12 protein-coding genes are annotated in these 12766 nt (G+C 44.8%); 7 read left to right on the top strand and 5 right to left on the bottom strand.

Annotated elements, in window-relative coordinates; genetic code table 11:
* The first annotated feature begins 1 nt into the window (after position 1).
* Together P0M28_RS01050 and P0M28_RS01045 are read left to right on the top strand one after the other, a co-directional pair.
* On the top strand, positions 2-2266 hold the full coding sequence (locus P0M28_RS01050) for a heavy metal translocating P-type ATPase (RefSeq protein WP_302207519.1): 2265 nt from the start codon (positions 2-4) through the stop codon (positions 2264-2266).
* Positions 2267-2271: 5 nt separating this feature from the next.
* Complete coding sequence (locus tag P0M28_RS01045) at positions 2272-2484, top strand: heavy-metal-associated domain-containing protein (protein WP_302207517.1); 213 nt, start codon at positions 2272-2274, stop codon at positions 2482-2484.
* A gap of 1 nt (position 2485) precedes the next feature.
* On the opposite strand, the gene P0M28_RS01040 is transcribed toward P0M28_RS01045, so the two are convergent.
* The gene (locus P0M28_RS01040) at positions 2486-3262 is read right to left on the bottom strand and encodes a 3-keto-disaccharide hydrolase (RefSeq protein ID WP_302207515.1); all 777 of its coding nucleotides are present in this window, start codon (positions 3260-3262) and stop codon (positions 2486-2488) included.
* A gap of 179 nt (positions 3263-3441) precedes the next feature.
* On the opposite strand from P0M28_RS01040, the gene P0M28_RS01035 reads away from it, so the two are divergent.
* From P0M28_RS01035 to P0M28_RS01025, 3 genes are all read left to right on the top strand, one after another.
* Positions 3442-3804, top strand: coding sequence for a BlaI/MecI/CopY family transcriptional regulator (locus P0M28_RS01035; RefSeq protein WP_302207512.1), 363 nt, complete (start codon positions 3442-3444; stop codon positions 3802-3804).
* Positions 3801-5531, top strand: coding sequence for a TonB family protein (locus P0M28_RS01030; protein WP_302207511.1), 1731 nt, complete (start codon positions 3801-3803; stop codon positions 5529-5531). The genes P0M28_RS01035 and P0M28_RS01030 overlap by 4 nt, the downstream gene beginning before the upstream one ends.
* 215 nt (positions 5532-5746) lie before the next feature.
* Positions 5747-6676, top strand: coding sequence for a lysophospholipid acyltransferase family protein (locus P0M28_RS01025; protein WP_302207509.1), 930 nt, complete (start codon positions 5747-5749; stop codon positions 6674-6676).
* A gap of 20 nt (positions 6677-6696) precedes the next feature.
* Here P0M28_RS01025 and P0M28_RS01020 read toward each other — a convergent pair whose 3' ends face one another.
* From P0M28_RS01020 to P0M28_RS01005, 4 genes are all read right to left on the bottom strand, one after another.
* On the bottom strand, positions 6697-7527 hold the full coding sequence (locus P0M28_RS01020) for a 3-keto-disaccharide hydrolase (protein WP_302207507.1): 831 nt from the start codon (positions 7525-7527) through the stop codon (positions 6697-6699).
* 173 nt (positions 7528-7700) lie between these two features.
* On the bottom strand, positions 7701-8705 hold the full coding sequence (locus P0M28_RS01015) for an isopenicillin N synthase family dioxygenase (RefSeq protein ID WP_302207506.1): 1005 nt from the start codon (positions 8703-8705) through the stop codon (positions 7701-7703).
* A 294-nt stretch (positions 8706-8999) separates the two neighbouring features.
* Positions 9000-9290, bottom strand: a complete 291-nt coding sequence (locus P0M28_RS01010; protein ID WP_302207505.1) for a NifU family protein — start codon at positions 9288-9290, stop codon at positions 9000-9002.
* Positions 9291-9379: 89 nt separating this feature from the next.
* The gene (locus P0M28_RS01005) at positions 9380-10489 is read right to left on the bottom strand and encodes an Mrp/NBP35 family ATP-binding protein (protein ID WP_302207504.1); all 1110 of its coding nucleotides are present in this window, start codon (positions 10487-10489) and stop codon (positions 9380-9382) included.
* Between the two features lie 793 nt (positions 10490-11282).
* Here P0M28_RS01005 and P0M28_RS01000 point away from each other — a divergent pair.
* Both P0M28_RS01000 and P0M28_RS00995 read left to right on the top strand, forming a co-directional pair.
* On the top strand, positions 11283-11924 hold the full coding sequence (locus P0M28_RS01000; RefSeq protein ID WP_302207503.1) for a PQLLE family protein: 642 nt from the start codon (positions 11283-11285) through the stop codon (positions 11922-11924).
* Between the two features lie 47 nt (positions 11925-11971).
* Entirely contained in the window at positions 11972-12757 is a 786-nt protein-coding gene (locus P0M28_RS00995) for a PKD domain-containing protein (RefSeq protein ID WP_302207502.1), read from the top strand.
* Positions 12758-12766: the final 9 nt, after the last annotated feature.

Genomic DNA, 12766 nt, shown 5'->3' with positions numbered 1-12766 from the left:
CATGACTACCGAAACAATTGCTAATAAACAGGCAGAAAATCAAGCTAAGAATCATCCTTTGGTGCGAAAAACGTTTCCGATTACAGGTATGAGCTGTGCTGGCTGTGCGGCTAGTGTGGAATCTACGTTAAATCATACCGAAGGAGTAACTTCAGCTAGCGTAAATTTTGCTAGCCACTCCGTACAGGTAGACTACGCAGAATCACTTTCACCCTCCGCGCTACAGAATGCTATTCGGGCAGTAGGCTTTGACCTAATAATTGCTGAAGAAAATGCGGAGGAAATTCAACAGGATATTCAGTGGCAGCACTTTCGGCAAATCCAGATCGATACGATAGGAGCTACGGCACTTACGTTGCCCGTCTTTATTATTGGTATGTTTTTCTCGGATTGGTCAGCCGGTCGTTGGCTTTCCCTAGCACTTAGCATTCCGGTATTGTTTTGGTTTGGTCGCCGCTTTTTTATTAATGCGTTTAAGCAAGCTCGGCGCAAGCAAGCCAATATGGATACGTTGGTAGCTCTCAGCACCGGAGTGGCTTTTCTATTCAGCTTATTTAATACGTTTTTTCCTCAATTCTGGACACAGCAGGGGCTGGAACCTCACGTGTACTACGAGGCCGCTACAGTTATTATCACCTTTATTTTACTGGGAAAACTACTGGAAGAACGGGCAAAATCCCATACTTCTTCCGCTATTAAGAAATTAATAGGCTTGCAACCGCAAACCTTAAAGGTTATTCGTAATAACCGCGAGGAAGAAATTGCTATCGCTTTGGTGGTAGTAGATGATATTGTTGTCGTCCGACCGGGTGAGAAGATTCCAGTAGATGGAGTAATTGTACAAGGAGAATCTTTCGTAGACGAAAGTATGCTAACCGGCGAATCACTACCGGTTGAAAAGTTGCCGAGTAAAGCGGTTTTTGCCGGAACGATCAATCAACGAGGTAGTTTTCGTATTCGAGCCACCAAGATCGGTAGCGAAACCCGGTTATCTCAGATCATTCGGCAGGTACGGGAAGCCCAGGGTAGCAAAGCTCCGGTTCAGAAATTGGTCGACAAAATTGCCGGAATTTTCGTGCCGATTGTACTGGGCATTGCAATAGTTACTTTCGTTGTTTGGATGCTGGTTGGCGGCGAAAATGCGCTGACTCATGCGCTGTTGGCCGCCATTTCGGTGCTGGTTATTGCTTGCCCTTGTGCATTAGGGTTAGCAACTCCCACGGCAATTATGGTGGGAGTAGGGCGAGGAGCGGAGAATAATATTCTCATTAAAGATGCTGAAAGCCTGGAGTTGGCTCACCAAGTAGATGCGGTAGTGTTAGATAAAACCGGAACCATCACCGAAGGTAAACCCGTAGTGACTGATTTACAATGGACTAACCAAGATAAACTAGAACTAAACAAGTCGATTCTTTTGGCAATAGAAGCTCAATCGGAACACCCTCTGGCGGAAGCCGTGGTTAAAAAGCTCCAGCAAGAAGAAGTGCTATTGGCACAACTATCCGGTTTCACTAGCTTAACGGGTAGGGGAGTGCAGGCAACTTTTTCCGACGGAAAAACCTACTCGGTAGGCAGCCGAAAACTAATGCAGGAGCTATCTATTTTACTTAGCAATGAAATAAGCTCTCGAGTCAAAGTGTTGGATAGCCAGGCCAAGACCGTAGTATTTTTTGCAAGCAGCGAGCAAGTGTTAGCTATTATCGCCATTGCCGATACGGTGAAAAAAACATCTAAAAAGGCTATTGCTAATTTGCAGCATCAAGGTATCTCGATACACATGTTTACGGGCGATAGTGAGGGAGCTGCTCAGGCTGTAGCCAATGCAGTGGGCATAGCGCACTACCAAGCGGAAGTAATGCCCGAAGATAAAGCTGATTTTGTAGAAAAGCTGCAACAACAGGGAAAAACGGTAGCGATGGTGGGCGATGGCATCAACGACTCTCAGGCATTAGCCCAGGCCGATGTAAGTATCGCAATGGGACAGGGTTCGGATATAGCGATGGATGTAGCCAAGATGACGATCACTACCTCCAACCTGCAAGCAATTCCTAAAGCGCTGAACCTATCCCGAAAAACGGTGCGAGGTATCCGGCAGAATCTGTTCTGGGCGTTTGTTTATAACGTAATCGGAATACCTATTGCGGCCGGAGTGCTGTATCCACTAAACGGATTCCTGCTTGACCCTATGATTGCGGGCGGGGCGATGGCCTTGAGTTCAGTTTCTGTAGTCATGAACAGCCTACGGTTGCGAACTACTAAAATCTAAAAATTATGAAAACACATACATTTAAAACGAATATTAATTGCGGTAGCTGCGTACGAGCGGTCACCCCTCATCTCAACCAAGTCACCAGTGTTGAAAGCTGGGAAGTTGATACCGATCATCCCGATAAGGTTCTAACGGTTGAGATGCAAAGCGGCTCGGCTCACGATGTGGTAGAGGCGGTGGAAAAAGCCGGATTTTCTGCCCAAGTATTCAACTGAATTACAAAATATTAGTGTCGGCTGCTTCTAATTCCAGCTCTTTAATCCAGATGTTGCGGTAGAGTACATTATGGCCTTCCGCCTGAAGTTTAATGCCTCCCGGAGTGTCGGTGATACCTTTTCCGTTATCATTACCTCCGTCAACTCCCGAGTTAGGCCCGCCCCAAACCTGAGTGATCGGTTGGTTTTCGTGTACTTTTTCTCCATTGAAGTAGAGTGTGACCATTGCCTTTTCAGTTCGCTGACCGTTTTCAAAGCGGGCGGCTCGGAAAATAATATCGTAGGCATTCCACTTACCCACTCCCCGGTAAGCGTGGTAGGGAGAGGGGGTTTCGTTAATTACCGTGGCCATACCGTGCGAAGTTGAGTCGCCATCGAGCACCTGAATTTCGTAGCGGTTCTGGAGATAAACCCCGCTGTTTCCACCTTCGTCGGCAATGTAGAATTCAACGTGCAACCGAAAATCCTGATATTTCTTTTTGGTAACGATGTCGGCTGCTCCGTACTTGCCACCGGCGGCTGTCGGATCATTACTGTTAACCACGTAGCCCGCATCAACGGGGTCTTCTATAATTTCCCACTTCAATGGTAGCTCCGCAGATAGGCGAGGGCCTTCCCAGTACGTCCATTTTTCGTGAAGCATTTTTTTGCTTCCATTGAATAGTACTTCAGCATCGGATGGGGGAGTGGCACCTACGCCAATTTGAGCGTAAGCAGGGTAGATTAGTACAATGAATAGAACGATGAAAGGGCATAGCTTGCCAAGTTGAAGCACCATTGTATTGGAGGTTAAGTTGAATAACGCCAAAAATACACAAAAAAATCACTTTACGAAGTAGGCTCCAACGCATGTAATCATAGCAAACTAAATTATTAGTTAGATTCTCTTGCATTATCTAAACTAAAGACTTAGTTTCGAACTAATTATTTAGTTTGGTTAGCAAATCATACACAGTAATGAAAGAATTGACGAAAGCTGAAGAGGAAGTAATGCAGGTACTATGGAAGCTGAAAACAGCTTTTGTAAAGGATGTTGTTGCCGAGTTTCCTGAGCCAAAACCGGCCTACAATACGGTTTCTACCATCGTTCGAATCTTACAAAAGAAAGGCTTTGTCGGACACGAATCGCACGGTCAGTCGCATAAGTATTATCCTTTAATCACTAAAGAGGCGTACACCAAATCGTTCATGAAAGGATTCGTTAAGAAATACTTCAGTGGGTCGTACCAACAGATGGTTTCGTTTTTTACAAAGGAAGATAACCTCAGTCTGAGCGAGCTGGAAGAACTGATTCAAGAACTTAAATCCAAAGACTCATGAGCAATTACCTACTTGAGCTGGCCGTTATTCACTCTGCGTTGATGCTAGGCTACTGGTTCTTTCTGCGGAAGGAGCGGCAGTACGCCACCTTGCGATTTTACCTCTTAGGTTCTACACTTTTAGCACTGACCATTCCGCTGCTCAAGCTACCCAAACTGTTTAGCAGCCCAGAACCAATTTACGCGGCACCTGCCGAAGCCTTATCGCTAGAAGCTATCACCGTTATCCCTACGGCTAATGAGTCAATCTGGAACTCAGAGGTATTAATCGGGGGATATCTAATGGTTAGCGCGTTCTTTCTGCTCAAATTCTTGGGTAGCGTACTTTACATAGTCTACTTAGAACGCCGAAGCCACTACGAAATATTTGATGGGGTCTACATCCGTAAAATTCAGGATATTGAAGGGAGCTTCACCTTCTTCAACTGGATATTTCTGAATGCTGACATCAATAAAAATCAGCCGGATTATAATGTGATTCTAAAGCATGAGCAAGCCCACGCTACGCTGGGGCATACCTACGACGTACTGTTCTTCGAACTATTTAAAGTGTGTTTCTGGTGGCTACCTACGGCTTGGCTTACTACCCAAGAAATTAAAAAAATACATGAGTATCAGGCCGATGCTTACGCGCTTAAATCGTACAGCATCGACCAGTATTCGTCTATACTGATCAGTTCTACCCTAAAGTCAAATGGACTGAGCTTGGCCAGCTCGTTCCACGATGGTTTAATTAAAAAACGATTAACAGCAATGAAAAATCAAGCAAAAAACGTAAGCCTCTGGAAGCTGGGAGCCTTATCCGCACTAGGTGCTTTACTCTTCATCGCATTTGCGTGCAGCGAAGAGCTAGATCAGGAAATAAAGGAGATGGGTAACCAAAGTAACGCTATCTCCTTTTACGATTTGCCGGCTGATATGCAGACCGGTCTGAGGGAAATTAAAGATCAGTTATCGTTCATGAAAGTAGATGTGCCTGAGGGTAAAGATATTTCTGACGTAGAAAAATTACAAAATCTTGACCCCGAACTCATTCATACAATGAATGTAAACAAGATTGATAGAACGATTTACCTTGCCCTAAAAAAAGAAGGGGTCAACTTTAACTACTTGGCTGATATGTCGAGGATAGATGGTGAACTCTTTACGGTAGTGGAAGAGATGCCCGAGTACGTAGGAGGAATGGATGCCTTCTACCAATACGTAGCCAACGAAGTGAAATATCCTGCCCAAGCCCGGCAGCAGAGCGTTGAGGGACACGTTTTCGTTCAGTTTGTAGTAGAGAAAGATGGTTCGCTAACGGATGTGCAAGTAATTAAAGGAATTGGAGCGGGCTGCGACCAAGAAGCAGTACGAGTCGTAGAAAATTCTCCTGCGTTTAAACCCGGAAAGCAGCGAGGGAAACCGGTACGGGTGCGAATGGTGATGCCGATCACTTTTATCCTGAATGGAGACAATCTTGGTAAACAGGAAATAATAGAGGTAGCCGAAGCCAAGGTAGTAAATAATACATTTACTGTAAACGCCGATTACGCCGATGGTAAATGGTCAGGTACAATCTATGCTGAAGATGGCAAGGGTTTTCCCGGTGCGAACATTGTAGTAGCCGGAGCTACCACCGGAACCGTATCTGATCTGGACGGTAATTTTAGTGTAGAGGCTGATAAAGCTAATGACCTGTACATTAGTGCCGTTGGGTACGAACGAGTAAAAATAGAGGGGGAGTAGGAGGCAATTAAGTAAGGGTAAGCCCAGTACGCTGGAAGTAGGTAAGTAATAACGCTTTTTGACCCGGTTTAGTAAGATCGGGTCATCTTTTATAAGCGATATGAGTTATGGGGTATATCATATCCACAGTAGGTTGAATAAGTGCTTTACAAGCTCTGTTTCTGGCAAATTAGCTCAATTCTACCGTAATTCGTCCCGTAACTAAGGTATTGAGCATGACCCAAAGGAAGCCTCTACGGAAAAAAATTAAGTACGCGGTACTGTACCGATTCATCCTGAGCTTACTCTGGCTAGCTGGAAAGTTTCCTCGTCGGTGGGTTCTGGGAATTTATGAGCAACTGGGGCGGCTAGCTTACTACTTGTTTCCTGATGAACGAAAAAAGATTGCTGAGCATCTTGATTATGCTCTGACGGAAGAGGCGAAGTCAATTGATAAACAACAGTTTAGTAAAATACTCTTTCGGAAACTCGCTAAGAACGTAGCTGATATTTTTATTTCCAGCTCCTTTCGCTCATCGGCTGATCTGGACAAGATCATTGATGTAGAAGGGTTAGAGCACTTTGAGCAAGCCTACCAGCGGGGCAAAGGCGTAATTATGTTGGGACCACACTCCGGCGCGTTTGAAATGGTAGCATCTTACATCAGTAGTCACGGCTATCCGCTCAATATTGTGGGAAGAAAGCTTCAAAATCTAACCTTAGATAAACTACTGATTGAACATCGCACCCAGTTTGGAGCTAAATCTATCTACAGCCAGGAGGGAGTATTGACTTTAGTGCGGGCACTCAAGCGAGGAGAGGTTATGGCTATTCTGATCGATCAGGATGTGAAGTGGGCCAAAGGAATATTTGTCAACTTCTTTGGTAAACCAACCTACACACCCATTGGGGCAGCTTGGCTAGCTCAGAGCACGCAGGCGGCGGTGGTTCCTATGGCAATTCATCGGCAACCCAACGAACGGCATAAGATCACCATACTGCCTGAAATTGAGATTGCTAAAACCGGCAACACAGAAGCTGATCTTCAAACCAATACCCAACGATTCTCCGACGTACTGGAAAAACTTATTCGGATGGATCTAACTCAGTGGGTCTGGATGCACGAACGCTGGAAAACCCAACCGGAAGTGATGATGAATGATTAACGATTAATGTTCGTATCTCATTAGTCATTAGTCATCAAGTTACGTAACTCAATATTCCGGAAATCAATGGGTTGCCCTTCACTTTGCAGGGCAATGTAGCCTTCGGTCAGTAGTTTGCCGTCAGGTTTCTGAGCCGGATCAAACCGTTCAACCACACCACCGCCTATCTGAGGTTGCGTGTACTGTAGTACCGTATCTCCGTTGATGATATGCGTTATCAATGAATCACCCAAGACAATTAGCTCGGCTCGCACCCACTGGTCGCCATCGTAGGTTTCAGAGGAAGAACTGATACAATGGCGAGGATCAATCTGCCCTTGATAGACCACTTCCGTACCGGGCGAACACATATTTCCGGTAGGGCGAGGTTTGCCGTCACCTAAGCCCCCTAAAAACTGCATTTCTACTGAAATGGGCCAGTTCTGTTCTTTAGGCATGGTGCGTGGATCTTGGGAGTGAAACATTATTCCACTATTTCGCAGAGTATACGCTGGGGCTCCCGGATGCAGATCACCCACAAATCGGTATTCTAGTTTCAGATGAAAATGGGAGTAGGGCTGCTCGTAGTACAAATGACCAAAGCGATCATTAAAATCCCCCTCGTACTCATCGTAGCGCACCTGAATTATGCTATCTGCTACCCGAAAGGTGCGACCGTAGTTTTCTCCTGTTTCGTAGTGATGAATTTTTACTATCCAATTATCAACATCTTGTCCGTTAAATAATGGTATCCATTCAGATTCCAGCGATTGGTCATCTTCTGTTGTTGTAGTCGGTTTATCATTGGTTGTTGAACGATTGCAACCAACAATGGCTAAGTAGCCGAAAAGCAGAGGTAGTAATTTATTCATTCGGTAAAGTTAGGATGTATTTTTCTAAAGCGTACCTCAACAACGATAAGGTTCTAAATGATTTTATGTGGTCGTCGGAGGCTAAGTCTCAGCTATTGGGTAATAGCATCTTTCAAACTACATAGATTCACCTGCACCCTGCACTTTTCTTGCTGTTCATTACTCATCAATCGTCATTGATTATTAATCACTCCGCGTTGAAGCTCCGGAAATACTTTGGAAACTTTTGCCAAAAGATACTCACCGTAGGTACCATCAAAAGCATGAATATTCGTCTGATCCCATCGATCCAAATTGTGATTGTCCGAGACCTCAATATTGGAAAGATCAGCCGGAAAGATTTTTGCGCCGAAGTCAGGATCAAAGAAGAACGGGTAAGAGTAGCGACTTTGACCCGAACGATTAAGCACTCGGTGGGGAGTAGAGCGATACAGCCCTCTTGTTATTCGGTCGAGCATATCCCCAATATTGCAAACAAATGAATTATCCACCGGGGGCGCATCGATCCAACCTTGCTTGGTTTTTACTTGCAGTCCACCAACTTGATCTTGTTTCAAAATAGTAAGCAGCCCGTAATCAGTATGTTCTCCTACACCCCAGCTTTCAGAAGATTCAGCAGGAGTGGATGAAGGATAATGGAACATACGGAAAAGCGTCAAAGCATTGCTAGTAAAATGCTCGCTGAAATAGTTTGCTTCTAGTCCCAAACTCAGTGAAATACCCCGCATTAGGGTGTACCCAAGTTGAGTCATGGCATCCATATACTCTAGCACGGTTTCTCGAAAAGCAGGCAGGCTCTCCGGAAAAAGGTTAGCTCCGTGCAGCGGCAACCCCGCTTGAACTCTAAGATCATCTTTTCTCAATTCCTCACCAAAATAAACCCCCTCTTTTAGATCAGGCTTGCCCGAGGTAAGCTCATCACCTACCGGGAAATAGCCTCGCCAGGCTTTTCCACCCCTCGACATCCTAATCTCTAGCTTGGTTTCTTCGGATAAAGCAAAAAACTGTTGACTCAGATTTTCCAGCCGATGCTGCAACGCTTCGGAAACACCATGACCAACCACGTAAAAAAAACCAACTTCTCGGCAAGCCTCACTAATTTGCTTGGCAACCAATGGATTTTCTAGGTTATTAACCAGAGGGCTTATGTCAATGATGGGTACTGAATACGGTTTCAATGGCGTAAGTGCTATCTACTTTGGCGTTGAATGATGAATATTAGAAATGATGCGATAACCGGAGAAAGACACTATCAACCATTGATTACACTGAACTACATTCGCCTATCTTCCACACTACTGCCTAATTGTGCCGCCTTACGCTCTTTTACTACTCCCACCCGCTGGTGCGTTAGACCGCTTCCTGTCGCCGTCGTGGAATGGTCGCGATGATGGTGTCGGGCTACAAACCACTATACCATCGGCTTACACCACATTTCCGTGCTTTGCGTAGGTGCGATTGTAAGCTAAAAACTATCGCAAGTTCTCCGGTAGCTGGGCGTTAGGATCATCCGCTGAGGTCATATTGACCGCCTGCACATCAGTTACTTCGGGAACCAGTCGTTTAATGGTTTCTTCAATGCCCGCTTTCATGGTCATTACCGACATAGGGCAGTGGCCGCAAGAGCCGAGTAGCTCCAGAAGCACTACATTATTGTCGTCTACTCCCAGTACTTTTACATTTCCGCCATCCGTTTCCAGGTAAGGGCGGATTTCATCCAAAGCATTTTCTATGCGGGGTAGTAATGTTGTTTGATTGCTCATTGTTTTAGCGTTTAGTCCACTGTCCGTTGTCTACAGTAAGTTGCCGTTTTGACCTTGTATTCTGTAGACTGCGGACTGTAAGCTGTGAACTAGTTAAAAGTTTTCATTTCTACGGGTTTGGTCTTATCCAAGTTATTATTGCGGATGGCTACTTGTCGGGCAAACTCCTGCGCTAAAGTAGCAAAAGCCTCCCATTCCGTAGTTTCTTCCGACTGGATGGCAGCAGGATACCCTCGGTCACCACTCTCACGAATGCTCTGTACCAACGGAATCTCGCCTAAAAACGGAATGGCACTCTTCTCGGCCAATGTTCTTCCCCCCGCTTCACCAAAAATATAATATTTGTTGGTAGGTAACTCCGCCGGAGTGAAGTACGCCATATTTTCTACCAATCCCAACACCGGCACGTTAATTTGCGGCTGGCGAAACATAGCGAGTGCCTTCCGAGCATCTGCCAAAGCCACTTTCTGAGGTGTAGTAACAATCACTGATCCAGTTACTGGTACAGATTGCACCAACGTTAAATGAATATCGCTGGTGCCGGGGGGGAGGTCAATAATCAAGTAATCCAAAGCTCCCCATTCTACATCACTCAGAAACTGCTGCAAGGCTTTGCTAGCCATGGGCCCGCGCCACACAATGGCCTCATCGGCACTCATCAGAAAGCCAATAGAAATTAGCTTCACTCCGTACTGTTCCAGGGGCACAATAATATTTTTACCATCTACTTGCTTTACTTGCGGCTTTTCGAACTCTACATTAAACATCGTGGGGATCGATGGGCCAAAAATATCCGCATCAACTAGACCGACTTTGGCTCCCATCTGAGCAAGCGTGACCGCCAAGTTGGCCGATACGGTAGATTTACCCACTCCACCTTTACCCGAAGCTACCGCGATAATGTTTTTTACCTCAGGTAGCAGCGGAGTGTTCTGTCGACGGGTGGTTGTTACGTTCGACGACATGTTAATGTCTAGTTCGATGTCGGGCGAAACATGCTTATGAATAGCTGCCTCGCAATCGCGCCGGATAATTTCTTTAAGCGGACAGGCTGGGGTAGTTAATTCTACGGTGAAGCTTATCAAGTTGTCCTCAATGGCAACGTCTTTAATCATATTTAACGTTACTAAATCGCGCTTTAGGTCAGGGTCATCTACAGTGCGAAGGGCGTTTAGTACTTGTTCTCGGGTAATACTCATCAGTCTCTCTTATTCAACAATGGGTTATATCTCTAATACCTCTAAATTATAAAAAGGTTCGGTATCTTTACCGAACCTTCCGAGAAACTTATCATGAACGAGTTGGATTAGTACAGTCAGTTTGTCCTCTTTGTGTTGCTACACTGTGCTTCCGTAATAAATAAAACGTTACCTACGCCCTGCTATATCAATAGGGTTAGACCATTAAGATACTAATAGATAGGTAGGCTATTACTGTTCAGTTGTTTGCTAAACTGTCCGTGATAGCCACAAAAGCTGCTCATTTGGCTACTAATTTTAGTCAATGCAAGCGCTAATACTTGCCGTCGTATGGCAAAAACTACGATTAGTAGTAAGTTCCAGCCACTGGGTGGCATTAAAAACTACTAGATATACAGCCCCTAGTTCCTTCTTGTCTCCTGTATCTACCAAAAATCTGACTACCCACTCACTTATACCTGACATAAACTGAGAAAAATGTAACTACTGAGGATTTGGTGCTGATGTATACGATGGATTAAGTGAGCAACAAGCCGTTGGCAATAGCCATCATTGAAAAATAGGTGAAGTAAGAAGCTCCGTAAAATTGATAATGAGTAGGCGTATTGACTAAGTTCAAGGCTAGCTATTTCAGCATAGCATGTAGGATTAGCGTAATAGTGGGCTTTATAAGCACAGTAAGCGGATAAAAAAATAGCAAATCGTATAAAAAGTCATACAGTAGTTTACCACTTAATTTGCGTACAGTAAGGCTAATAGTAAGTCGTTACCTTTATCACAAAATTGTAAGGTCATGCGAATAGAGCAATTACTAAGATACTCAGAAAAAGCGATCGGTGGGGTGGTAGCTAATAAAGATTGGCAGAAAAAAACTAATCCGCTAGGATTTACGGCTGCCGAACTAAGAAAAGGCTTGGCTCTACGAAATGAATTACAACTACTCTCGGTAGCTCAACAAAAAGAGTATGGTGAACAGTATAGTGCTACTGATTCGCTACACCAAGCCAAGAGAGATGCCTGGAAAGTATATAAGTATCATTTGCAAGTAGCCCGTTTGGCAGTAGGGGAAGACCGGGGGCAGTATAAGGCTTTGCAACTAGACGGTGCCCGGGAGTACAATATTCTCAAGTGGATTAAGCAAGCACAAACTTTCTACACTAATGCCAGAACAATTGCTGCCTTGCTAAAAACCTATGGTATTGAAGCCGAAAGTTTGACCCAAGGCGAAGCTATGATTGAAGCGGTATATCAGGCGTACGACCGTCGTGATAAAGAACGTGACGAAGCTCGACAAAGTACCCAAGTACGTAAGCAAAAAGAAGCCGAACTTACCCGCTGGATGCGTCGCTACACCCGAGCTCTCAATTTTGCCTTCGAAGATCAACCTGAAGTACTTAAAGAACTCGGGTTGAAGGTGAAAGAGAGGGTTGCTTAGCACTACGTATTTCGCATAAACAACACAAACCAATTACGATTTAAACCATGAAGAATTTTATTACCCTAGGATTATCGATAAGCGTGCTATTCTTTTCTTGTTCTGAAGAAGAAGAAGCAACGCCACTGGTAGCTGGTTTTACGGTTGAAGTAACAGGCGAGGCACCTAACGCTCAGGTTATGATTACCAATAATTCAACCGGGGCATCGACGTTTTCTTGGACATTTAGTGAAGGAGCTAATATAGCTACTTCAAGTGAGGAAAGTCCAACTGCGCTTACGCTTGATAAAGCCGGTGATTTTACCGTAAAGCTGGTCGTTAGTAATGGAACGGAAGAAGAAGAGCTAACCGGAACAGTTTCTGTTGCTGGTCATAATGCAATCATCACTTACACGGATGTAGCGTTTGGGCTCAATGCCGAAGATGCAACGTATGGGAGGCTTTTCTCTCTTGAGACTGGGAAGATCTACAAAGACAGCGAAATGGACGGCACCGATGGTTCAATAATACATCTGGCCTTTGGTAGCTTAGGTAATACCATGTATTTCTTTGAAAGTCCTACCGCAGAAGGTTACAATGTTTCTAACGCCACTGAAACTAAAGTGATGAATTTTGAGTCAACTCCATCTATTTCAGTGGACAATTTTGACGCTATGACGGACGATAGTCTACTGTCGGGGCTGACTATTGTGGAAATGAACGATAGCTTTGGTAATTCATCCATACCCGGAACTGTATTGTTTGAAACATCTGCTGGGAGAAAAGGTGTCATCAAGACCAAAGCTGTCAACAGCGACCGTTTGTTGGTAGATATCAAAGCCCAAAAATACTAGGAGTAGCAA

It is taken from the genome of Tunicatimonas pelagia (genome assembly GCF_030506325.1).
GTDB classification, from domain to species: Bacteria; Bacteroidota; Bacteroidia; order Cytophagales; family Cyclobacteriaceae; genus Tunicatimonas; species Tunicatimonas pelagia.
The sequence above is the reverse complement of the archived record's forward strand: the minus strand, read 5'-3'. Positions and strand labels throughout refer to the sequence as shown.